We start from the raw sequence: 24,233 nt of genomic DNA on the forward strand, positions 1-24,233 counted from the left end.
TTATCAATGTCTGAAGAAAAGATTGGCCAACATTATCTCGCCGCTTTGCATAAGCAGTTTCCTCATGCGGTGATCGACGAAGCGTGGCAAACCAAAGACCAAATCACTGTCACCGTGAAGCTCAACATGCTGCCAGAAGTGGTGGAGTGGCTTTACTACCAACAAGGTGGCTGGTTATCCGTATTGTTCGGTAACGATGAGCGCCAACTGTGCGGCAACTATGCAGTTTATTACGTGCTTTCCATGGAAAGCGGCGTTAAATGCTGGATTACCGTGCGCGTAGAAGTCGACGCCGACAAACCAGAATTCCCATCCGTTACACCGCGTGTGCCTGCTGCTGTATGGGGTGAGCGTGAAGTGCGTGATATGTATGGCCTGCAACCTGTTGGCCTGCCGGATGAACGTCGCTTAGTGCTGCCAGATGATTGGCCAGATGACCTGTATCCGTTGCGTAAAGACAGCATGGATTATCGCCAGCGCCCTGCCCCAACCAGCGATCAGGAAACTTACCAGTTCATCAATGAGCTGGGCAGCAAGAAAAACAACGTGGTGCCGATTGGCCCACTGCACGTAACCAGCGATGAGCCAGGCCACTTCCGCCTGTTCGTTGATGGCGAAAACATCATTGATGCCGATTACCGCCTGTTCTACGTCCACCGTGGTATGGAAAAATTGGCTGAAACCCGCATGGGTTACAACGAAGTCACCTTCTTGTCTGACCGCGTATGTGGCATCTGTGGTTTCGCCCACAGCACCGCGTACACCACGTCAGTTGAGAATGCGATGGGCATCGTGGTGCCAGAGCGCGCCCAGATGATCCGTGCGATTTTGCTGGAAGTTGAACGCCTGCACAGCCACCTGCTGAACCTCGGCCTGGCTTGCCACTTTGTCGGCTTCGACTCAGGCTTTATGCAGTTCTTCCGCGTACGTGAGATGTCCATGAAAATGGCAGAAATCCTCACCGGCGCACGTAAGACTTACGGCCTGAACCTGATCGGCGGGATTCGTCGCGATCTGCTCAAAGACGACATGATCCAGACTCGCCAGCTCGCACAGCAGATGCGCCGCGAAGTGAAAGACCTGGTCGATATTCTGATGAGCACGCCAAACATTGAACAGCGTACCGTCGGCATTGGCCGCCTGGACCCACAAATCGCCCGCGATTTCAGTAACGTCGGTCCAATGGTCCGCGCCAGCGGTCACGCCCGTGACACCCGTGCCGATCACCCGTTCGTTGGTTACGGTTTGCTGCCAATGGAAGTTCACAGCGAAACAGGCTGCGATGTGCTGTCCCGTTTGAAAGTGCGTATCAATGAAGTTTATACCGCGCTGAACATGATTGATTTTGGCCTTGATAACCTGCCTGGCGGCCCGCTGGCTGTAGACGGTTTCACCTACATTCCAAACCGTTTCGCACTTGGCTTCTCTGAAGCTCCACGCGGCGATGACATTCACTGGTCGATGACCGGCGACAACCAGAAGCTGTACCGCTGGCGTTGCCGTGCGGCAACGTATGCCAACTGGCCGACTCTGCGTTACATGCTGCGTGGCAACACCGTTTCTGATGCGCCACTGATCATCGGTAGCCTGGATCCTTGCTACTCATGTACTGACCGCATGACGATTGTCGATGTGCGCAAGCGCAAGACCAAAGTGGTGCCGTACAAAGAGCTTGAGCGTTACAGCATTGAACGCACTAATTCGCCGCTGAAATAAACGGAGTCACAATGTTTAACTTCATCAAAAAAGCCATTAAAGGCGGCGTGGCCACTGAGTCTTACCCGCTACAACCCATAGCCGTGGACCCAAACTTCCGTGGCAAACCGGAACACAATCCGCAGCAATGCATTGGTTGTGCGGCCTGCGTTAACGCATGCCCATCCAACGCATTAACAGTGGAAACCGATCTGGTAGCCGGTCAACTGGCATGGACCTTCAATCTGGGGCGCTGCATTTTCTGTGCTCGCTGTGAAGAAGTCTGCCCAACGGCTGCTATCAAGCTTTCTCAGGAGTACGAGTTAGCTGTCTGGAACAAAGCCGATTTCCTGCAACAGGCACGTTTTGATCTGTGCAATTGCCGCCAGTGCAGCAAGCCATTTGCGGTGCAAAAAGAGATTGATTACGCGATTGCGCTGCTTGAGCACAACGGTGACAAATTTGCCGAGGCGCACCGCACTGCGTTTGAAACTTGCCCGGAATGTAAACGCCAGCAAAGCCTGGTATCTTCCGACCAAATCGATCTTAGCCGCCAGATTAGAGAGGTGCGCTCATGAGTATGTTACTCGGTCCACGTGACGATAAAGGCATGCCAGTGCCAATGACGGTGGATGAGTCCATCGCCAGCATGAAAGCGTCGCTGCTGAAAAAAATCAAACGTTCCGCGTATGTTTATCGCGTTGACTGCGGTGGTTGTAACGGCTGCGAAATTGAAATTTTCGCCACCCTTTCGCCACTTTTCGATGCAGAACGCTTCGGGATTAAAGTTGTTCCATCTCCGCGCCATGCAGATATTTTACTGTTTACCGGTGCTGTGACTCGCGCCATGCGTTCCCCCGCGCTCCGTGCCTGGGAATCAGCACCGGACCCAAAAATTTGCATCTCATACGGTGCATGCGGTAACAGCGGCGGTATCTTCCACGACCTGTATTGCGTCTGGGGCGGTACCGACAAAATCGTGCCGGTGGATGTCTATATTCCGGGTTGCCCTCCAACGCCTGCGGCAACGCTGTATGGTTTTGCCATGGCGCTGGGTCTGCTGGAGCAAAAAATCCACGCCCGCGAAGCCAGCGAAATGGATGCGCAACCGGCGCAGATTCTGCACCCGGATATGGTTCAGCCATTGCGTGTGCGTATCGACCGTGAAGCACGCCGCCTGGCGGGTTATCGCTATGGCCGCCAGATTGCTGACAGCTACATGGAAAACCTCACCGCCGGAAACGGCAGTGTTGAGCAATGGCTGGCGCACGAGAACGACCCACGCCTGACGGAAATCGTCGGTAATCTCGAAGCACTGGTGAAGCAGGAGCGCGTGTAATGAGCGAGTCGGTGGTGTTTTGCCAGCTTAGCCGTAAGTTTGTCGATGAAAACGACAACACACCGAGTGATGCGCAACAGGTGGTTTATTACAGCCTGGCAATTGGCCACCATCTCGGCGTTATCGACTGCCTGAAAGAAAATTTAGTGTGTTCGTTTGAGCCTTACAAAGCGTGGATTGCCACGCTTGAAGAGGGCAGTGAGGCGCGGCGTAAAATGGAAGGTGTGCCGCGTTACGGCGAAATCGTTATCGACCAAAGCCATGTCGTTTTACTGGCGAAAGCGTTCGATGCCGCAAAACCAACACAAACTGAACAGCAGCAAGAGTGGAGCCAGGAATTGCTCGATATGCTGCAAGCTATTCAACAAGAACCCGCCATCTATTTGATGGTACGGAGACGCTATGACTAACGTTTTACTTTGTGTCGGCAACAGCATGATGGGTGACGATGGCGCAGGCCCATTACTTGCCGAGAAATGCCAGGCCGCCCCACAAGGCGACTGGATTGTTATCGACGGCGGCACCGCTCCTGAAAATGATGTGGTGGCGATTCGCGAATTACGCCCGGACAGATTGCTGTTGGTAGATGCGACGGATATGGGCCTGAACCCAGGCGAAATCCGTATCATCGACCCGGACGACATCGCTGAAATGTTTATGATGACCACCCACAACATGCCGCTTAACTATTTAATTGATCAGATTAAAGAAGATGTTGGTGAGGTGATTTTCCTTGGCATTCAGCCTGATATCGTCGGCTTTTACTACCCAATGACTGACGCAATAAAAGCAGCGGTTGAGACGGTGTATCAAAGCCTGGCGGGTTGGGAAGGTAAAGGCGGTTTTGCGGATTTGGAAGCGCCTGAGTTCGAGTAAATTCTGGAAGATGTCGCGGCGCTAAATCCCCTACGGGTCTTGTAGGTCGGATTCGCGCTGTGGCATCCGACCATTCGATATCACACGTATCGGATATTGAGTGAGATCCTTGCACCACAGGCTGTGGCATAACGCTCAAGCATCTTCATACTGGCGCTAAGTGGGTTCTTCTCAAGACGGCTAATACCTGATGAATTTGTCCCGAGCTTGTTAGCCAACTCTATTTTCGAAAGCCCTGCTCTTTCACGCATTTCATAAAGTGCCTGAATCAGCATCAGCTCCTGATCGGCTTCGTTATATGCCTGAACGGACTCAGCATCAGAAAGCATTTTTGTTTTCAATTCATCAAGAGAGAGTGGTTTCACTTCATAAACTCCTTCAGCCTTAACCGGGCAATGTCGATTGCGTTAGCCGGCGTTTTAGCTGTCTTTTTCGTAAAGGCATGCAAAATATAAATGGTTTGCCCATAACTAAAAGCATAGACCGCTCGAGCAATATCTTTGTCACCGACTCGTAGTTCGAAAAGGCCATTTCCCAGGACTCGGCTATGAGGCATTTTTAGCTGATTACCTTCAGATGCCAGGCGTTCAATTAAGCGAAACATGCGGCCTCGCAGTTGTGCAGGCAAGGCACCAGTTCTTCAACCGCAGCTCCATGCGTCAATATTGTATACATTCTAACCCCTCCGTTCCCTGAAACATATCAAGAGGGGAAGCTTTCCCTAATCAATTTCTCTACTCACTGGCACGAACTGCGAGCGGCTTTCCAGAACTCTCTGTCATTTGCCCAAATGACATCGTCATATGTGTCGATGTCACTGTCATCCCTTCCCCGATCAATGCGCAATCCCTTGAATCACGGTAGTTTCAAAGTTGGCACACTTTATGTATGCCTAGAGCAGTCTTATAAAAAAACACTCTATCCAGGAGTCTATGATGAACCGTTTCATCATTGCTGATTCAAGCAAATGTATTGGCTGTCGCACTTGCGAAGTGGCCTGTGTCGTAGCACATCAGGAAGCACAAGATTGCGCAGTATTAACACCGCAAACCTTCCTTCCACGTATTCATGTGATTAAAGGCGTGAATGTTTCCACCGCGACAATGTGCCGCCAGTGCGAAGACGCACCGTGTGCCAACGTCTGCCCTAATGGCGCAATCAGCCGTGAGCATGGTTTTGTGAATGTGATGCAAGAACGTTGCATCGGCTGCAAAACCTGTGTGGTTGCCTGCCCGTATGGCGCGATGGAAGTGGTTGTTCGCCCTGTTGTACGTAACAGCGGTGCAGGTCTTAACGTGATGGCAGAAAAAGCCGAAGCGAATAAATGCGACCTTTGCCACACCCGTTCAGAAGGCCCGGCCTGTATGGAAGCCTGCCCAACCAACGCAATTATCTGTGTTGATCGCAATAAACTTGAACAAATGAGTGCCGAAAAACGCCGTCGTGCTGCGTTCGATGCGACTTCATCCCTGATTTTCTAAATCCATTTACTTCTACGTTAACAGGTCTGTTACTGATGAAAAAAATTACCAGCGTCTGCCCTTATTGTGGCGCAGGCTGCAAACTCAAACTGGTTGTTGAGAAGAACAAAATTATCCGTGCCGAAGCGGCTGATGGCGTGACTAACCAAAATGAACTCTGCCTGAAAGGCTATTACGGCTGGGATTTTCTCAACGATACCAAGCTGCTCACACCGCGTCTGACGCAGCCGATGATCCGCTACGAAAAAGGCGGCAAGCTTCAGCCGGTGAGCTGGGAAGAAGCGATTAGCTACACCGCTAAACGCCTGAAAACCATCAAAGAGCAGTATGGTCCGCGTTCGATTATGACAACCGGTTCGTCACGTGGGACAGGTAACGAAACCAACTATGTGATGCAGAAGTTTGCACGTGGTGTCTTGCATACCAACAACGTCGACTGTTGTGCGCGTGTTTGCCACGGGCCGTCTGTTGCAGGTTTGCAAGTGACGCTGGGAAATGGTGCGATGAGTAACTCCATCGGCGATATCGAAAACTCAAAATGCCTGTTGGTGTTTGGGTATAACTGCGCCGATTCACACCCGATCGTGGCGCGTCGTGTGATTAAAGCGAAAGAAAATGGTGCGAAAATCATTGTATGCGATCCACGACGTATCGAAACCGCGCGTATTGCAGACCAACATTTGCAGTTGAAAAACGGCTGCAATATGGCGCTGGTGAATGCTTTTGGTTACGTGCTGCTTGAAGAGCATCTCTACGATACCGAGTACGTTGCGAAATTTACCGAGGGTCTGGATGCGTACCGCGAAGTGGTTAAAGGCTACGCGCCAGAAGATGTTGAGCACCTGACCGGTGTTCCGGCACATCAGGTCCGCCAGGCAATGCGGACTTTTGCCGCCGCACCTTCAGCCACCATTATGTGGGGCATGGGCGTGACGCAGTTTGGCCAGGCGGTCGACGTCGTTAAAGGGCTTTCAAGCCTTGCGCTACTGACCGGCAACCTGGGTCGTGAAAACGTCGGCGTTGGCCCGGTTCGTGGTCAAAACAACGTGCAGGGCGCGTGTGACATGGGCGTGCTGCCAAACCAGTTCCCGGGTTACCAGGATGTAGTTGATCCAAAAGTGCGTGCCAAATTCGCCAAAGCCTGGGGCATCAACGTTGAAGATATGGACGACCAGGTTGGCGTGCGTATCACTGAAGTACCGCATATGGCTATCCATGGCGAGATGAAAGCCTACTACATCATGGGCGAAGACCCGTTGCAGACCGAAGCCGACCTTGGCCTGGTACGCAAAGGTTTTGCAGCGCTCGATTTTGTGGTGGTGCAGGACATCTTTATGACCAAAACCGCTGAAGTGGCGGATGTGATTTTGCCAGCCACGTCATGGGGCGAGCACGGCGGCGTGTTTACCTGCGCCGACCGTGGCTTCCAACGTTTTGAAAAAGCCATTGATGCCAAATATAACGTCAAACGTGACTGGGAAATTATCAGCCTGCTCGCAACCGAGATGGGCTACCCAATGCACTACGACAACAACCAGCAAATCTGGGACGAACTGCGTGAACTCTGCCCGCTGTTCTACGGCGTAACCTGGGAAAAAATGGGCGATATGGGCCATGTGCAGTGGCCGTGTCCGACACTGGATCACCCGGGTACGCCGTATCTCTATAAAGACAGCAAGTTCGACACCCCAACCGGTAAAGGCCAGCTGTTTGCGGCGCAGTGGCGTGCGCCAGCCGAAGTGCCAGATGCCGAATATCCACTGGTGCTGTGTACCGTGCGCGAAGTCGGCCACTACTCCTGCCGTTCAATGACCGGGAACTGTGCTGCATTGCAAACACTCGCCGACGAACCTGGTTTTGTGCAGATGAACCCGACAGATGCCAACCTGCTCGGCATTAAAGACAAACAGCTGGTGTGGGTCAGTTCACGTCGCGGCAAAGTTATCAGCCGTGCCGAAGTGAACGAGCGCATTAACGTGGGCTCGGTGTACATGACTTACCAGTGGTGGATTGGGGCTTGTAATGAGCTGACTCAGGACAACCTTGACCCGATTTCCAAAACACCGGAAACCAAGTATTGCGCGGTCAACGTCAGCCAGATTGCTGACCAGCAATGGGCAGAAAACTATGCTCAGACGACATATAGCGATATGAAAGCGCGTTTGCGCCAGGCAGTAGAAGCTTAAAAACGGTGGATGACGCTGCGCTAATCCCTCCTACGGGTTTTGTAGGTCGGATTAGCGTAAGCGACATCCGACAAAATTTTCCCAGACGAGTACCAATAGTGAATTTTAACGGCGTGATGCTACGCATTCGCGGCAAAGTACAGGGCGTAGGTTTCAGACCATTCGTCTGGCAACTTGCACAACTTCTCAAACTCACGGGCGATGTCTGCAATGACGGTGCCGGTGTGTTGGTGCGCCTGTCCTCCAATGCCGATGCGTTTATCACCGAGCTTCACGCCAAATGCCCACCACTTGCTCGTATCGATAGTGTTGAACAATCGACAATGCAGTGGGAAACAATCCCTCAGGATTTCACCATTCGCCACAGTGCCAGCAGTTCGATGGACACGCAAATCGTCCCGGATGCCGCAACCTGCCCGGACTGCCTGCGTGAGCTAAATGACCCGAACGATCGTCGTTATCGTTATCCGTTTATCAACTGCACCCACTGTGGCCCGCGCTTCACCATCATTAATGCTATGCCGTATGACCGGCCCAAAACGGTGATGGCTGCGTTCCCGTTATGCCCGGCGTGCGAAAAAGAGTACCGCGATCCAATGGATCGCCGCTTCCATGCCCAACCTGTCGCCTGTCCGGAGTGTGGACCGCAGATTAGCTGGCAATGTGGTGAGCAAAACCTTGAGCGTGAAGACGCATTACAAGCAGCCGTCGCAGCGTTAAAAGACGGAAGAGTGGTGGCAATAAAAGGGTTGGGCGGTTTCCATCTGGCCGTTGATGCCCGCAATGATGAAGCCGTTGCTCGCTTACGTGAACGCAAACATCGTCCGTCCAAACCGCTGGCGGTGATGCTGCCAGATTCACGCAATTTACCCGCAGATGTCATCTCAGCGCTCAATACGCCAGCCGCACCCATTGTGTTAATGGCGAAGTCCGCATTAAGCGGGCTAAGCGAATTTATCGCCCCGCATTTGAGCGAAGTCGGCGTGATGCTACCCGCCAACCCGCTACAACACCTTTTGATGCAGGATTTTGGCGGCCCACTGGTGATGACCTCCGGCAATTTAAACGGCAAACCACCCGCCATCACCAATCAGCAAGCCCTTGAAGAATTAGCAGATATAGCAGACGGCTGGTTGTTGCATAACCGCGATATCGTCCAGCGCATGGATGATTCCGTGGTGCGCGCAAGCGGTGAGATGCTACGCCGTGCCAGAGGGTTTGTGCCAGATGCTCTCCCATTGCCCCAGGGTTTTGAGGCGCTACCGCCGATTCTGGCGTTAGGTTCTGACCTGAAAAACACCTTCTGCCTGCTGCGCGGCAACCAGGCGGTGCTCAGCCAACATCTGGGCGATCTGGCTGAAGATGGCGTTGAACAGCAGTGGCAAAAAGCTCGTGCACTTATGTGTGAGGCTTATGATTTTAAAGCGCAATACGTCGCGATAGACGCACACCCTGGCTACCACAGTTCCCGTCTCGGGAAAGAGATGGGGCTGCCAGTGAGCACCGTTTTACATCATCACGCTCACGCGGTGGCGTGTATGGCTGAACACAGCTGGCCGCTGGATGGCGGTGATGTGATTGCCATAACCCTTGATGGCATCGGTTATGGCGAGAATGACCAACTGTGGGGCGGCGAGTGCCTGCGGGTTAACTATCGCGGATGCGAACATCTTGGTGGATTGCCTGCGGTGGCGCTGCCGGGTGGTGACCTTGCGGCGCGCCAGCCGTGGCGCAACCTGTTTGCTCATTGCCAGACATTTGTTCCTGACTGGCAACACCATCCTGAAACGGCAGTAGTGCGTACGCAAAACTGGCCATTGCTGGCCACAGCCATAGAGCGTGGCATTAACGCGCCATTCGCCTCCTCCGCAGGGCGTTTATTTGATGCCGCCGCGGCGGCACTAAATTGCGCACCGCTACAGCAAAGCTATGAGGGTGAAGCCGCCTGTTGCTTTGAAGCACTGGCAACGCAAAGTGGCGAGTGCCGCCACCCCATCACACTGCCGGTCACCAATGGAAAACTGGATTTAACGACCTTCTGGCAACAGTGGCTCAGCTGGCACGACGGTGCACCCGCACGCGCCTGGGCATTTCATGATGCGCTGGCAAAAGGTTTTGCTGATTTAGCCCGTAGCCATGCGCACAAGTTGGCGATTAACACCGTCGTATTCAGCGGTGGCGTGCTGCATAACCAGCTGATGCGCGAAAGATTTTCGTATCACCTCACAGATTTCAACCTGCTCTTCCCGACACAGTTGCCTGCCGGTGACGGTGCCCTTTCATTGGGCCAGGCCCTTGTTGCTGCCGCCCGTATCACCATTCCCTCGCAAGGATAAAATGATGTTATTGCGTATTCTTCGTGACAACCCACGCGCTGCTGTATTGCTCGTGGCTTTAGTTGCAGCCAATCTAGCCGCCTGGGCCTGGGCTTTGGTTTCATTCCATCACAGCACCGCGCTGATGGCCGCAAGCCTGCTTGCCTGGTGCTACGGTTTGCGCCATGCGGTTGATGCCGACCACATTGCAGCGATTGATAACGTGACGCGCAAAATGATGCAGCAGGGGAAACGCCCGTTTGGTATCGGTGCATGGTTCTCACTGGGGCACTCGAGCATTGTCGTGCTGGCATCTGTTGCGATTGCCGCAACCGCGGCGGCATTTCAGAGCGATATGGATTGGTTTCATGATGTTGGCGGTGTGATTGGCACTGCCGTATCGGCGTGTTTCTTGCTGGCAATGGCGCTGGTCAACCTGGTGATTTTACGTGGCGTATGGCGTAATTTCCGCCAGCTTAAACGCGGTGAATCATTGTCTGCAGAGGCGACCGATTTTAACGGCGGCGGCATGATGAGCTGGCTGTTCCGCTCCACTTTCAAGCTTATCAACAAGAGCTGGCATATGTATCTGGTCGGCTTTTTGTTCGGTTTAGGTTTTGATACTGCAACAGAGATTGGCGTATTAGGCATTTCTGCTGCCAGCGCTTCAAGCGGTATGTCGATGTGGTCGATTTTGGTGTTCCCGGCGCTGTTTGCCAGCGGTATGGCACTGATTGATACGCTCGACAATATGATTATGGTTGGTGCTTATGGCTGGGCGTTTAACAAACCGCAGCGCAAGCTCTATTACAACATGACCATCACCGGCACATCCGTTGTCGTAGCGCTGTTTATTGGTGGCATGGAAGCGTTAGGCTTGCTGGCGGATAAATTCAACCTGCACACAGGCCTGTGGAAATGGGTTGATGCGTTGAATGAAAATCTCGGCAATGCGGGCTTTATCGTGGTTGGGCTGTTTATTGGCTGCTGGATTGTGTCGATGCTGAACTACCGTTGGAAGGGATACGATTCGTTGGTGGTTCGCTAGAGAATTGCAGAATAATGTCGGATGTCGCTGCGCTAATCCGACCTACGAAAACCATTGTAGGGTGGATTAGCGCAAGCGACATCCACCGTTACGATTCAATCAATTACCGCTTTCAGCCCACGCCCGCTCGATCTCTTCGGCAAGAATCTTCACACCCGCTTCGATTTTCTCAGGCTCCGGCACGTAGTTCATGCGCATGCACTGATGTGTGTGCGGCCACGGTTTATCAAGGCCCGGGAAGAAGTAATCCCCTGGAACCATCAATACGCCGCGTTTTTTCAGGCGCTGATAGAGTAACTCGGTGGAAATCGGCAAATCTTTAAACCACAACCAAAGGAAAATAGCCCCTTCCGGTTTGTGGATCAGGCAGCGATCTGGCGACAAATAGCGGCGAATCGTCGCGATTGTGTCCTGAACACGCTGGTAGTAGAACGGCTTAATCACCGTTTCAGACAAGCGCAGCAAATCGTTACGCTTAATCATTTCAGTGGCCATTGCCGGGCCAACCCCGCCAGGAGCCAGGCTGATAATGCCGTTCATGTTGGTGATAGCGGAGATGATTTTTTCATTGGCGATGATGATGCCACAACGACTACCCGGCAAGCCGAGCTTCGAGAGGCTCATACAAAGGATAATGTTCGGATTCCACAGCGGGCGTGCTTCGGTGAAAATAATGCCCGGGAACGGTACGCCATACGCGTTATCAATCACCAACGGAATGCCGTGCTGGTGCGCCAACGCGTCGAGTTTAATCAGCTCTTCATCGGTAATGACGTTGCCCGTCGGGTTGGTCGGGCGCGACACACAAATCATCCCGGTATCCGGACCGATTTGCAGGTGTTCAAAATCGACGTGATATTTAAACTGGCCTTCCGGCAGCAGTTCGATATTCGGGCGCGTCGAGACAAATAGGTCTTCTTCAAGCCCCGAATCCGCATAACCGATATATTCAGGTGCCAGCGGGAACAACACTTTTTTAGTACTGCCATCCGCGTAACGACCCGCGAACAGATTAAACAAGTAGAAAAATGCGCTCTGACTGCCATTAGTCAGTGCAATGTTCTGAGGATTAATATCCCAACCTAATTCTGTACGCAGCATATCTGCAAGTGCGTCCAGTAACTCACTTTTCCCCTGCGGACCGTCGTAATTGCATAGCGCATCAGCCATTTTCCCGTTTGCCAGCATGTCTGCCAACAGATCCTGGAAGTAGTCATTCATAGCAGGAATTTGCGCAGGATTACCGCCACCGAGCATGATCGCTCCTGGTGTGCGTAGACCATCGTTGAGATCCTCCATCAGGCGCGTAATGCCTGCATGGCGGGTAAATTTGTCGCCGAAAAGTGAAAACGTCATAGCGTAGATCTGTCTTTGACTATCAAAAAGAGGCTAACCATAGCGCCGGAGAAGACATGGTGCAAACGCATTAAGGATAGTCGCAGTCATGGAATATGCTGCTTTAGCTAAGATAAAAAGCATTAAGTACTGCGCTTCGCTTTGCGGCCTAAAAGTGTGTTTGTAGACCGGGTAAGCGAAGCGCCATTCGTTATTGATTCCCCGCCCAGACCACCATCACTTTGTCATCTGCGGATTCACGGCTAAAGCCATACCCTTGCTTCATGCTCAGTGTGTTCTGCTTGCCCGCGCCAATTGCCGGGTGACGAGCTCGGAACTGGCTGATTTTCTGCCAGTGCGAAAGCGTGGCAACATTTTGCCCCCAGTTCATATCAGAACGAGTTCCCTGAAGCGGGTCAGAACCTGTCGGGCCAAATGGCCGCTCAGTCTCATCACCATAGAAAATCTGCACCGCACCAGGTGCCAGCAACAGCAATTCGGCCGCACGCTGGCCACCTTCGCGGAACAGGCGGGTATCATGCGAGGAAAGGTAGCTAAGCACATTGAAATCCTGCAACTTAGTCGCCATCTGCTGCCAGGTGAGATCGATGTTTGCCAGGCAATCCACCGCTTTTGCGGCTTGTTCCTGATAATCAAAATTGATCATCGCGTCAAAGCCGCTGTTGTAGTAATCGCTCTTCATCACGCCGTGGCCCCAGGATTCTCCGGTCATCCAGAACGGCGCATCATCCAGCTTTTTATCTGGATTAGCTTTTTTCCATTCGGCCAGTGCAGCTACAGATTGCTCTTTAAGCTGCTGCCATCCCGCTTTTTCGACATGCTTTGCCGTATCCACCCGGAAACCGTCAATACCGTAATCGCGCACCCATTGGCTTAACCAATGGGTCAGGTAATCTCGCACGGTGTAATTGGCAATTTCTTTCGCGTGGGTGTCGGGTTTGTTGCGATAAAAGATCGGCAAGCCCGCTGGTTGTGTGGATTCCGTTTTTAAATCTGGCAGGAAGGCCAACGACATGGTGAGGTCGTCAAATCCAGGAGAGTCGTAATTGCCAATATCGGTGCGAATCCAGTTTTTCCCCCACCAGTTTTGCCACGCAGTTTTATCACCAAAGTTGATGTAATCATTAAAAGAGTGCCAACTCTGACCGGGGCCAGGTTTCCAGTCTGTCCAGTGCTTGCCGAGAGTTTTAGTCGGCTCGTCACCTTTAAGATACAGCGCGCCAAAATCGTACTCCTGCATATCGGCAAGCGTTGCATAGCCTGTATGGTTCATCACGATGTCGAACAAAATTCGAATGCCGCGTTTATGGGCTTCGTCCACCAGTGTGCGTAGTTCGTCCTCAGTCCCCATATTGGCATCGAGTTTGGTCCAGTCCATGGTGTAGTAACCGTGGTAGGCATAGTGTGGGAAATCCCCTTTTGTGCCACCACCAACCCAACCGTGAATTTGCTCGAGAGGAGAGCTTATCCACAACGCGTTCACACCCAGTTGCTGTAGATAATCGAGTTTTTTGGTTAGTCCAGCCAGGTCACCACCGTGGAACGTGCCGATCTCTTGCATTCCATCTTTATGACGGCCATAGCTGTTATCGTTTTTCGGATTACCGTTTTCAAAACGGTCAGTCAGCACAAAATAGACCGTGGCGTTGTGCCAGCTAAACGGAGCGGCCTGTTTGATGGCGGCTGATTCCAGAAGCAGCAGGCCGTTGCTATTCGCCGCAGGCATTAGGGTAATCTTGCCTTGTGTGACCGTTGTTGTGGCACCGCTGTAGAAATCGCGGACCTCGCTTCCTTCAGCAAAGGTTTTGCTGACATCCACTGTGAGCGGTTTACCATCCCATTTCGGGCACTGACGGGTGACATCAACAGGAGCGGCTTGTGCCTCGCTATTGACGCTCAGGATGAGCGTAGGAGTACCGCTGCGCGTATCAATTTGAACCCGATACTCTCCTTCGCGAAATAAACGCCAGATGGGAGCTTCCCCTTCACAAGGTTTAAGCGACAGCGCCTGGTTAAGTTTGATTGATTCCGCGGGTTGCCAGCATGACTGATCTGATTTAAGACTGAGCGGTAATATGCCTTTCGCAAGCTTACCTTCGCTCACAAATAGCCCTGGATTTTGCTCTTTAAACGCAGGTAAACCGGGAGCTGTCCAGGCGGCTTGTACCAGTCCAGGGAACAGGAGAAATAGCAGAGGTAATTTTTTCATAGGGTTAAGCCCGTGTTTATCTTTTATTCAGTTTGGCACTGTTTTAATTAACTGAATTCATCCTCAAAATGGATAGTTGGGGATGAGATAATAGGGTGAGTGACGGGGTTATCAGTTTGCTCAAATATGGGATAACCATCGCATATTACGATACTTTTTACCGTCATAAGAAGATCGTACGTGACAACAATTCGGAATCGGATTATTTATTTTGGTGCTCAGAAGGTCTAATTTTGTTAGTATCCGCGTTTACTTTATTCGAAACCTTTAATAAATAAGGCACTGGAAACGTAACGATCCGACCAGGAGATCTAATGATATCAACCCATTTCCGACGATTTGGGGCTGCGATACTTATGTTACTCACCTTCAGTTTTTCAACTGGGGTATTAGCAAGTAAACATGAGCCAAAATCGCATAAAGCCCACATAGTTAAGACCAAAAGCACGACGACACACAGTAAGAAATTGGTAAGTAGTAAAAAAGAGTATTCTCGCAATAGTGAAATTGCATCGCTCCCTGACTTGCGAAAATACCCTTCCGGAACACCTAGAAAAAAAGCGTTTCTCCGGACGGTCATGCCATATATTACTAGTCAAAATGCAGCGATTACTGCGGACCGTAACTGGTTGGTTTCTAAGCAGTATGAAAAACGCTGGTCACCATCAGAGCGTACACGCCTGAAAGGCATTACCCAGCGCTACAAAATTGCGTGGAATGGTAATACTAAGCGTGTGCCGTGGAATACGCTGATGGAAAAAGTCGACATCATTCCTACCAACATGGTGGCAACGATGGCTGCAGCTGAAAGCGGTTGGGGAACGTCTAAACTTGCCCGCAGCAATAACAACTTGTTTGGTATGAAGTGCAGCAAGCGCCATTGCAACAGCGAACCAGGTAAAGTTAAAGGCTATTTGCATTACGATTCAGTTAAAGAAGGCGTTAACGCTTACGTAACAAATCTGAATACGCATCCGGCCTATAATTCCTTCCGTAAATCACGTGCGCAATTGCGTAAAGCGGATCAGGAAGTGACTGCCAGCAATATGATTCATAAGCTGAAAGGATATTCTACAAAAGGTAGTAGCTATAACAATTACCTATTTGCGATGTATCAAACCAATCAGCGCTTTATGGCACCGAACTAATTAAAAAAATAGAATGTTAAAAATAAGTAATAATTCACGCCTTCAATTCGAAGGCGTTTTTTTGTTTAATTCATTCACTAAACCAATATTTCACTATGCCTTTCACGATGATCTTTCGGCGTTGAGTCATACTCTTTTTTAAATACCGAATAGAAATATTGTAGTGATGGGTAACCGCACATTTGCGATATTTCATTGATAGACAAAGACGTAGACACCAGCAAACTGCGCGCTTTTTCTAACTTTTCGGTGTGAATTATTGTATGAATCGTCTCACCGACCTCTTCTTTAAACCGCTTCTCGAGATTCGAACGCGAGATCCCTACCGCGTCCAAAACCTGCTCAACTTTGATACCTTTACAGGCATGGTTTCGGATGTAATGCATTGCCTGAATCACTGCAGGATCATGCAAAGAACGGTAATCCGTTGAACGACGTTCAACCACACGCACCGGCGGCACCAGAATGCGTTGTAAAGCAAGCGGCTCATTGTCCATCAAACGATGCAACAACTTTGCGGCCTGATAGCCCATCTGCCTTGTCCCCTGTGCCACCGATGAGAGCGCCACTCGCGATAGGTAACGCGTTAGTTCTTCGTTATCTATCCCAATGACACAGAGCTTCTCCGGCACAGGAATATGCAGATGTTCGCAAACTTGCAGCAGATGGCGTGCACGTGCATCTGTCACGGCAATAATCCCGGTTTGTGGAGGGAGTGTTTGCACCCAGTCCGCCAGGCGGTTTTGGGCATGCTGCCAATTCTCGGGGGCCGTTTCTATACCCTGATAAACCACACCCCGGTATTTTTCTTTTGCCACAAGTTGGTTAAAAGCGTATTCACGCTCCATCGCCCAACGCTTGCCGCTGGAGTTCGGCAAACCATAGAAGGCGAAACGTTGAACGCCCTTCTCTTTTAGATGCAAAAATGCACTTTCCACTAGCGCATGGTTGTCGGTAGCAATGTAATGCACTGGTGGATAGTGTTCTGGCAAATGGTAGGAGCCTCCTACACCAACAATCGGAACATCCGCCCCATCTAATAATCGCTGGATTTCAGTATCATCAAAATCGGCAATCACACCGTCGCCTAGCCACTCTTTGATATTGTCGATGCGGGCACGGAAATCTTCTTCAATAAAGATGTCCCACTCAGATTGAGACGCCTGCAAGTATTCACCAACTCCCTCCACTACCTGGCGGTCGTAGGCTTTGTTGGCATTGAATAACAACGTAATGCGATGACGTTTCTCAAACATGCCTTTTCCCTGATAAAAAACTGTATGTGAAAATAACAATGCCCAAGCTACTTCAAGATGCAGGTAGGCGGCAATCGAGACAACCTCGAGGATCTTACTCAAGTAAGTGACTCGGGTGAACGAGAGCAGCCAACAACCCTCCAGTTTGAAGGGCGATGGGCATTTTGCACACTTACGCTTTACGCTTGGTCGCCGAATCCATCCACACAGCCAGCAATAAAATGGCGCCTTTTACGATGTACTGCCAGAACGTGGGCACATCCATCATGCTCATGCCGTTATCCAGCGAAGCCATGATAAATGCCCCCATCACCGCCCCGGCAACGCTTCCCACACCGCCAGCAAGACTCGTACCGCCAATGACACATGCTGCAATGGCATCCAGCTCAGCAATGTTCCCGGCAGACGGAGAGCCAGCCCCCAGCCGCGAGCTGAGAATTAACCCGGCAATCGCCACCATCAAGCCGTTTATGGCAAATACCGCAAGCTTGGTGCGCTCCACATTAATACCCGATAGCCGCGCCGCCTCGATATTGCCGCCAATCGCGTAAATACGTCTGCCAAACGCTGTGCGAGTCGCCATAAACATTCCCGCTAGCAGTAATAACGTGAGGATAAGCACCGGTGTAGGTACGCCACGGTAATCATTGAGTAACCAGATAGCCCCCAACACGATAACGGCTGTGATAGCTTGTCGCCCTACGACACCTGTAGAAGCGGGTGTTTCCAGCCCCAGAGCCTGGCGTCGAGTACGCATCTGCCATTGCCAGGCAACAAAAACCACCAGCCCTAAAGTGCCAATACCAAAGCCAATACCATCTGGCAGGTAGCTTTGCCCGATTTGCGACATTGAGGCACTGGTTGGCGATACGGTTGTACCGTTAGTAATGCCGATCAGCACGCCACGAAACGCCAGCATTCCAGCAAGCGTGACGATAAATGACGGCACTTTACGATACGCCACCCACCACCCGTTCCACGCACCCAAAACGAGACCAAGTACCAGAGTTACGGCAATCGTGAGTGGCAGTGGCCACCCAAGCCAAACATCAAAAATTGCCGCCACACCACCGAGTAAACCCATCATCGAGCCGACAGAAAGATCGATTTCTGCCGAAATGATGACGAACACCATGCCTACCGCAAGAATCCCGGTGATCGCGGTTTGGCGTAACAAATTGGAGATATTTCTGGCACTCAGATAAGCGCCTTCGGTGGTCCAGGTAAAGAACAGCATAATCACCACAATCGCTGCGATCATGACAAAAACCTGGAGATTAAGTGCCCGTAGCCCGGCAAAAGGTGATGCCGCGGGTGCCGTGAGTTTCATTTCAGACGGATTACTTTTCGACATGCTTTTCGCTCCTCAGTGCAGCTTCCATAACCTGCTCCTGGGTCAGGTTATTATTAATCAGATTGGCTTTGATTCGCCCCTCATGCATCACCAGCACTCTGTCACTCAGACCGAGCACTTCCGGCAATTCCGATGAGATAACAATGACCGCAATACCTTGCTGAACCAGCTGATTAATAAGTTTGTAGATTTCGTATTTCGCGCCGATATCAATGCCACGTGTGGGTTCATCGAGAATCAAAATGCGTGGATTGAGAAGCAGGCAACGCGCCAGAATGGCTTTTTGCTGGTTGCCGCCGCTCAAGCGACCGATTGCCAACTCTGGTGATGAAGTTTTAACTTTCAGTCGCCCAATCGATTGCAGAATGCAGTTTTGTTCGGCAGCGTCATCCAGGTGAGTTAACGCGCCAGAAAACTGGCTTAATGCGGCAAGTGTGATGTTTTGCCCAACAGCCATGACCGGTACGATGCCATCTTTTTTGCGATCTTCTGGCACCATCGCAATGCCGTGGGCTATCGCCTGCTGGCAATTGCCGATAGTGACTGGTTGATTATCAATGAAAATACGGCCTTCAGACTTGCCCGGCCAGACGCCAAACAAACACTGCACAGCTTCGGTACGCCCCGCGCCGACCAATCCTGCTATCCCAAGAATTTCACCTTTATGCAGTGAAAACGAAATGTCATTGACTCGTTTGATATGCCGATTGACCGGGTGCCAGGCAGTGAGATGCTCAACGCGCAGCACTTCTTCACCAATCTGATGCGGTTCATTAGGATAAAGCGCCGTAAGCTCACGCCCCACCATCATGGTGATGATGTCTTCTTCACGCATCAATGCCGCATCCCGTGTACCAATAGGTTGCCCATCGCGGATAACGCAAATGGTGTCGGAAATGGCTTTCACTTCATTGAGTTTGTGGGAGATATAAATACAGGCAATACCATGAGCTTGTAGATCACGAATAATTGCTAGCAGCACTGCAGTTTCTTGCTCAGTGAGCGAGGCCGTGGGCTCATCCAGAATGAGTAAGCGCACTTGTTTATTAAGCGCTTTGGCAATTTCGACCAACTGTTGCTGCCCAAGCCCCAGCGAACCGACGCGCGTATCGGGGGAAATATTTAGGCTCACCTGTGAGAGCAGTTTTTGGCATCGGAGCGTCATGCTGTCGTAGTCCAGTACACCATACTGCGACAACTCAGCACCGAGGAAAATATTCTCAAGCACTGTCAGATGTTTAACCAGCGCCAGTTCCTGGTGAATAATCGCAATACCTTTGCGTTCGGTATCGCGGATATGGCTCGCCTGAAGTTTTTCACCGGCGAACCATATGTCGCCTTCGTAACTGCCGTAGGGGTAGATACCGCACAGCACTTTCATCAGCGTGGATTTACCAGAGCCGTTTTCGCCACAAAGGGACATCACTTCACCAGCATCAACTGACAGACTGACGTTATCCACGGCCTTCACAACACCAAAAGCTTTGGTGATATTTTTCATTTCCAGTAAACAAGGCATAGCCCCTCCTTTACCTGTTTTCAGGATGTCGCCCGTGGCACAGCACGGGCGAAGTGGGTTATAGCTCGTTCTTCTTGTGGAAACCGTCTGCCACAACGGTGCTGTCGATATTGGTTTTATCGACTTCGACAGGTGTCAGTAGACGCGAGGGAACATCTTTAATGCCATTGTTCAATACAGCGTCAGAAGCGGGTTGCTTGCCTTCACCTAATTCCACAGCAATTTCAGCTGCCGTATTCGCAAGCTTGGTGATTGGCTTATAAACCGTCATGGTTTGTGTACCGGCAATAATGCGTTTCACCCCAGCCAAATCCGCATCCTGCCCGGAAATGGCGACTTTCCCAGCTAACCCTTGCGCACTTAATGCCTGAATTGCGCCGCCTGCAGTCGCATCGTTTGACGCCACCACCGCATCGATTTTATTGTTATTAGCCGTCAGAGCATTCTCCATAATTTTCAATGCGTTTTCAGGCAGCCAACCATCAGCCCATTGATCGCCGACAACTTTTATTTTCCCACTATCAATATAAGGATTTAATACTTTCATCTGCCCGGCACGGAACATTTTGGCATTATTATCAACAGGTGAGCCACCCATTAAGAAATAATTGCCAGAAGGCACTTTATTAACAAGACTTTGCGCCTGTAACTCACCTACCTTTTCATTATCAAATGAGATGTAATAATCAATGTCGGCATTATTAATCATGCGATCATAAGCTAATACTTTTATTCCTTCTCTTTTTGCTTCAGCAATCACATTGCTTAACACCTGGCCGTTGTAAGGAATAATGACCAGTACATCAACGCCACGGTTAATCATGTTTTCTATTTGCGACATTTGCGTTTCTTCGTTGCCATTCGCGGATTGTACAAAGACTTTCGCGCCCAACGATTCGGCTTTTTTAACAAAAATATCGCGGTCTTTCTGCCAGCGCTCAAGACGTAAATCGTCTATTGCCATGCCAATTTTCACTTCTTTAGCAATACCACTGATACTGGTCAGAACGAGTGAGGCACACAGCGTTAGTAAGAGGTTCTTAATCTTCATATTGTTATACCTTTGTAGGGATGAATAACTCGGATTAAAATTATTATCTGTCGACCGGAGAGGATTGTTGTCTGTGAATGCAAATCCAGCAATTACAGATTTTTATCTTCCCATTACGTTTTTTGGTTTAATTTCTAATTTATGACGGCGATCTTCTTTTAATTTAAAAAATTCATTCGTTGCTTTATTTACTGGAATAACTATCGAGATATTTCATTCATTATTTTCAGTATTTTTGCGAAGCAGCGCACATTTGAGCATTCTCTTAAACGCAGTGTGAAATAACGTAATTGAGCAACGCCCGAGGAAAATACAGGATGGTGACAGAATCGCTTACTTGCCGCCCCCCTTGATTACGGAGTCACTTATGCAAGCCTATTTCGACCAACTTGAACGCGTACGTTTTGAAGGTACCAAATCCACTAATCCTCTGGCATTCCGCCACTACAATCCGGACGAAATCGTTCTGGGTAAACGCATGGAAGAACACCTGCGCTTTGCTGCCTGTTACTGGCATAACTTCTGCTGGAATGGCACGGATATGTTTGGTTCCGGTTCCTTTGAGCGTCCCTGGCTGCAAGCAGGCGATGCGTTAGGTCTGGCAAAACAGAAAGCTGACGTGGCGTTTGAATTCTTCCACAAGTTGAATGTGCCGTATTACTGCTTCCACGATGTAGACGTTTCACCAGAAGGTGCGTCTCTGAAAGAGTATCTGAACAACTTCGCGCAAATGACCGAAGTGCTGGCGCAAAAGCAGCAAGAAAGTGGTGTGAAATTGCTGTGGGGTACTGCCAACTGCTTTACCAACCCACGTTTTGGTGCCGGTGCGGCAACCAACCCGGATCCAGAAGTGTTTTCCTGGGCTGCCACACAAGTAGTAACGGCAATGAATGCCACTCACAAACTGGGCGGTGAAAACTATGTACTTTGGGGTGGCCGTGAAGGTTACGAATCCCTGCTCAATACCGATTTGCGTCAAGAGCGCGAGCAAATTGGCCGCTTCTTGCAAATGGTTGTTGAGCACAAACACAAAATTGGTTTCCGTGGCACGTTGCTTATCGAACCAAAACCGCAAGAACCAACGAAGCATCAGTACGATTACGATGTCGCCACGGTTTATGGTTTCCTGAAACAATTTGGTCTGGAAAAAGAGATCAAAGTAAATATTGAAGCAAACCACGCAACACTTGCTGGTCACTCATTCCATCACGAAATCGCCAGTGCTATTGCCCTGGGCATCTTTGGTTCGGTTGATGCCAACCGTGGCGACCCACAACTGGGCTGGGATACCGACCAGTTCCCAAATAGCGTGGAAGAAAATTCATTAGTGATGTACGAAATCCTTAAAGCAGGTGGTTTCACCACGGGCGGCCTGAACTTTGATGCCAAAGTGCGTCGTCAAAGCACCGATAAGTACGACCTGTTCTATGGTCATATTGGTGCGATGGACGTGATGGCGCTGTCGCTGAAAATTGCTGCGCGCATGATTGAAGATGGTGAACTGGATAAGCGTGTTGCGAAGCGTTATGCCGGTTGGAATGGTGAACTGGGCCAGCAAATTCTGAAAGGACAAATGTCTCTTGCGCAGATTGCACAGTACGCTGAGCAGCATAACCTGGCGCCGCAGCACCAGAGTGGTCATCAGGAACTGCTGGAAAACCTGGTGAATCATTATCTGTTTGATAAATAAATATAAGTCGTAGTCATGAAGTGCAACCTGTAGCGGATGCCCTAAATAATTCGAGTTGCAGATAGACGGCAAAGGCTCGAATCCCCAGGAGCTTACATAAGTAAGTGACTGGGGGTGAGATCCTGCCGCCAACACCCCTGCAACTTGAAGTATGACGGGCGTATAAGTAGGAGTCGGTATGTATATCGGAATCGATCTCGGAACATCGGGTGTTAAAGCCATTTTGCTCAATGAGCAAGGTGACGTACTGGCATCACAGACCGAAACGCTGAAAGTGTCACGCCCACATCCATTGTGGTCGGAACAAGATCCAGAGCACTGGTGGCAAGCCACAGACCGCGCAATGAAAGCACTTGGCGAGCAGCATTCTCTACAGGGCGTGAAAGCACTGGGGATTGCCGGGCAAATGCATGGGGCCACCCTGCTTGATAAGCAGCAGAAGGTGCTGCGCCCCGCAATTTTATGGAATGACGGCCGCTGTAGTGAAGAATGTGCGCTGCTGGAAGCTGCCGTACCTGAATCACGTGAGATTACCGGCAACCTGATGATGCCGGGTTTTACTGCACCAAAGCTGTTGTGGGTTCAGCGCCATGAGCCTGAGATTTTCGCGCAAATCGATAAGGTCCTGTTACCGAAAGATTATCTGCGTTTGCGTATGACCGGTGTGTTTGCCAGTGACATGTCAGATGCCGCAGGCACCATGTGGCTGGATGTCGCAAAGAGAGACTGGAGCGACAAAATGCTCGACGCCTGCCAACTCAATCGCCAGCAAATGCCTGGCCTATATGAAGGCAGTGAAATAACCGGTACGTTGAAAGAAGACGTGGCTAAGGCTTGGAATATGTCCGCTGTGCCAGTTGTTGCAGGCGGTGGAGATAACGCAGCAGGAGCCGTTGGCGTGGGCATGATGGATGTCGGCCAGGCAATGTTGTCGCTAGGCACATCAGGCGTTTACTTCGCCGTTAGCGATGGTTTCCGCAGTAAGCCTGAAAGTGCCGTTCACAGCTTCTGCCATGCATTACCCAATCGCTGGCATTTAATGTCTGTGATGTTAAGCGCCGCATCTTGTCTGGATTGGGCTGCAAAACTGACTGGCCTTGGCACCGTTCCGGCATTACTGGCCGCCGCTGAAAAAGCCGATGAAGAAGCGGGAGATATTTGGTTCCTGCCATATCTTTCAGGTGAGCGCACACCACACAACAATCCGCAGGCAAAAGGTGTTTTCTTTGGCCTGACACATCAGCATGGCCCGGCAGAACTTGCCCGCGCCGTGCTTGAAGGCGTGGGTTATGCGCTGGCAGATGGTATGGACGTCGTTCATTCCTGTGGAGTGACACCACAAAGCGTGACGCTAATCGGAGGCGGTGCGCGTAGCCCTTACTGGCGGCAAATACTGGCGGATATCAGCGGGCAAACGCTGGATTACCGTACGGGGGGTGATGTTGGGCCAGCGCTGGGTGCGGCGCGTCTGGCACAAATCGCGGTATCACCGGAGAAACCTTTGCAGTCACTGCTTCCGCAGTTAGCGCTTGAGCAACAGCACAAGCCGGATATGGCTCGCCATGAGCATTACAAAGCGCGGCGTAAAGTCTTTAACCAGATTTATCAGCAGTTATTGCCGTTGATGTCGTGAAGGTGTTTTGAAAAGCATGACGCTCTGGGTTTGCCAGAGCGTCAAATTTATGTCGGGTGACGCTACGCTTTTCCGAC

At 50.8% G+C, this 24,233-nt stretch carries 20 protein-coding genes; 12 read left to right on the top strand and 8 right to left on the bottom strand.

The genetic code is table 11. The annotated features are described in order from the left end of the window. Positions 1-6 precede the first annotated feature (6 nt). The 5 genes from LVQ76_RS12850 to hycI are packed head-to-tail and all read left to right on the top strand — an operon-like array spanning position 7 to position 3,910. On the top strand, positions 7-1,716 hold the full coding sequence (locus LVQ76_RS12850) for a hydrogenase large subunit (RefSeq protein ID WP_034460465.1): 1,710 nt from the start codon (positions 7-9) through the stop codon (positions 1,714-1,716). 11 nt (positions 1,717-1,727) lie between these two features. Then, the gene (locus LVQ76_RS12855; protein ID WP_232863881.1) at positions 1,728-2,273 is read left to right on the top strand and encodes a formate hydrogenlyase complex iron-sulfur subunit; all 546 of its coding nucleotides are present in this window, start codon (positions 1,728-1,730) and stop codon (positions 2,271-2,273) included. After that, on the top strand, positions 2,270-3,034 hold the full coding sequence (locus LVQ76_RS12860) for an NADH-quinone oxidoreductase subunit B family protein (RefSeq protein ID WP_232863882.1): 765 nt from the start codon (positions 2,270-2,272) through the stop codon (positions 3,032-3,034). Before LVQ76_RS12855 ends, LVQ76_RS12860 begins: the two co-directional genes overlap by 4 nt. Further along, entirely contained in the window at positions 3,034-3,444 is a 411-nt protein-coding gene (locus tag LVQ76_RS12865) for a formate hydrogenlyase maturation HycH family protein (RefSeq protein ID WP_120065022.1), read from the top strand. Before LVQ76_RS12860 ends, LVQ76_RS12865 begins: the two co-directional genes overlap by 1 nt. Then, positions 3,437-3,910: a hydrogenase maturation peptidase HycI gene (gene hycI, locus LVQ76_RS12870; protein ID WP_151993772.1), complete on the top strand. Its 474-nt coding sequence runs from the start codon at positions 3,437-3,439 to the stop codon at positions 3,908-3,910. The genes LVQ76_RS12865 and hycI overlap by 8 nt, the downstream gene beginning before the upstream one ends. Positions 3,911-3,990: 80 nt before the next feature. Here the strand turns inward: hycI and LVQ76_RS12875 are convergent, their stop codons facing one another. Together LVQ76_RS12875 and LVQ76_RS12880 are read right to left on the bottom strand one after the other, a co-directional pair. Beyond that, positions 3,991-4,275 carry a helix-turn-helix domain-containing protein gene (locus tag LVQ76_RS12875; protein WP_232904898.1) on the bottom strand — a complete coding sequence of 95 codons (285 nt, stop codon included), beginning with the start codon at positions 4,273-4,275 and terminating at the stop codon, positions 3,991-3,993. Next, the gene (locus tag LVQ76_RS12880; RefSeq protein WP_502258293.1) at positions 4,272-4,514 is read right to left on the bottom strand and encodes a type II toxin-antitoxin system RelE/ParE family toxin; all 243 of its coding nucleotides are present in this window, start codon (positions 4,512-4,514) and stop codon (positions 4,272-4,274) included. Before LVQ76_RS12880 ends, LVQ76_RS12875 begins: the two co-directional genes overlap by 4 nt. A 331-nt stretch (positions 4,515-4,845) precedes the next feature. On the opposite strand from LVQ76_RS12880, the gene hydN reads away from it, so the two are divergent. The 4 genes from hydN (at position 4,846) to LVQ76_RS12900 (ending at position 10,940) form a co-directional block, all read left to right on the top strand. Beyond that, positions 4,846-5,391: an electron transport protein HydN gene (gene hydN, locus LVQ76_RS12885; protein ID WP_064514584.1), complete on the top strand. Its 546-nt coding sequence runs from the start codon at positions 4,846-4,848 to the stop codon at positions 5,389-5,391. Between the two features lie 35 nt (positions 5,392-5,426). Continuing rightward, positions 5,427-7,577: a formate dehydrogenase subunit alpha gene (fdhF, locus tag LVQ76_RS12890; RefSeq protein ID WP_232921797.1), complete on the top strand. Its 2,151-nt coding sequence runs from the start codon at positions 5,427-5,429 to the stop codon at positions 7,575-7,577. Between the two features lie 116 nt (positions 7,578-7,693). After that, positions 7,694-9,913 (top strand): carbamoyltransferase HypF, encoded by a 2,220-nt coding sequence (hypF, locus tag LVQ76_RS12895; RefSeq protein ID WP_232921840.1) that lies wholly within the window; start codon positions 7,694-7,696, stop codon positions 9,911-9,913. A gap of 4 nt (positions 9,914-9,917) precedes the next feature. Then, positions 9,918-10,940, top strand: coding sequence for a HoxN/HupN/NixA family nickel/cobalt transporter (locus LVQ76_RS12900; RefSeq protein WP_151993777.1), 1,023 nt, complete (start codon positions 9,918-9,920; stop codon positions 10,938-10,940). A 99-nt stretch (positions 10,941-11,039) separates the two neighbouring features. On the opposite strand, the gene avtA is transcribed toward LVQ76_RS12900, so the two are convergent. Together avtA and LVQ76_RS12910 are read right to left on the bottom strand one after the other, a co-directional pair. Then, positions 11,040-12,296: a valine--pyruvate transaminase gene (gene avtA, locus LVQ76_RS12905; protein WP_232921798.1), complete on the bottom strand. Its 1,257-nt coding sequence runs from the start codon at positions 12,294-12,296 to the stop codon at positions 11,040-11,042. 190 nt (positions 12,297-12,486) lie between these two features. Further along, positions 12,487-14,505 carry an alpha-amylase gene (locus LVQ76_RS12910; RefSeq protein ID WP_232921799.1) on the bottom strand — a complete coding sequence of 673 codons (2,019 nt, stop codon included), beginning with the start codon at positions 14,503-14,505 and terminating at the stop codon, positions 12,487-12,489. A gap of 314 nt (positions 14,506-14,819) precedes the next feature. Between LVQ76_RS12910 and LVQ76_RS12915 the strand changes: the two genes are divergently transcribed. Then, the gene (locus LVQ76_RS12915) at positions 14,820-15,653 is read left to right on the top strand and encodes a protein bax (protein ID WP_034460478.1); all 834 of its coding nucleotides are present in this window, start codon (positions 14,820-14,822) and stop codon (positions 15,651-15,653) included. Positions 15,654-15,730: 77 nt separating this feature from the next. Here the strand turns inward: LVQ76_RS12915 and xylR are convergent, their stop codons facing one another. The 4 genes from xylR to xylF all read right to left on the bottom strand — a co-directional run bounded on the left by xylR (position 15,731) and on the right by xylF (position 20,833). Further along, a complete protein-coding gene (gene xylR / locus LVQ76_RS12920) occupies positions 15,731-16,909 on the bottom strand; it encodes a D-xylose utilization transcriptional activator XylR (RefSeq protein ID WP_064514595.1) in 1,179 nt (392 codons plus the stop codon). A 172-nt stretch (positions 16,910-17,081) separates the two neighbouring features. Beyond that, entirely contained in the window at positions 17,082-18,263 is a 1,182-nt protein-coding gene (gene xylH, locus LVQ76_RS12925; RefSeq protein ID WP_232921800.1) for a xylose ABC transporter permease XylH, read from the bottom strand. Further along, a complete protein-coding gene (locus LVQ76_RS12930; RefSeq protein WP_232863888.1) occupies positions 18,250-19,782 on the bottom strand; it encodes a xylose ABC transporter ATP-binding protein in 1,533 nt (510 codons plus the stop codon). Before LVQ76_RS12930 ends, xylH begins: the two co-directional genes overlap by 14 nt. A 58-nt stretch (positions 19,783-19,840) precedes the next feature. After that, a complete protein-coding gene (gene xylF / locus LVQ76_RS12935) occupies positions 19,841-20,833 on the bottom strand; it encodes a D-xylose ABC transporter substrate-binding protein (RefSeq protein WP_232863889.1) in 993 nt (330 codons plus the stop codon). A 367-nt stretch (positions 20,834-21,200) separates the two neighbouring features. On the opposite strand from xylF, the gene xylA reads away from it, so the two are divergent. Together xylA and xylB are read left to right on the top strand one after the other, a co-directional pair. Further along, positions 21,201-22,523 carry a xylose isomerase gene (gene xylA, locus LVQ76_RS12940; protein ID WP_151993784.1) on the top strand — a complete coding sequence of 441 codons (1,323 nt, stop codon included), beginning with the start codon at positions 21,201-21,203 and terminating at the stop codon, positions 22,521-22,523. A 178-nt stretch (positions 22,524-22,701) separates the two neighbouring features. After that, positions 22,702-24,156, top strand: a complete 1,455-nt coding sequence (gene xylB, locus LVQ76_RS12945) for a xylulokinase (RefSeq protein WP_232921801.1) — start codon at positions 22,702-22,704, stop codon at positions 24,154-24,156. The last annotated feature ends 77 nt before the right edge of the window (positions 24,157-24,233 follow it).

The sequence above is a fragment of the Buttiauxella cochleicola genome, from assembly GCF_021283185.1.
In the GTDB taxonomy this organism is placed as follows: Bacteria; Pseudomonadota; Gammaproteobacteria; order Enterobacterales; family Enterobacteriaceae; genus Buttiauxella; species Buttiauxella massiliensis.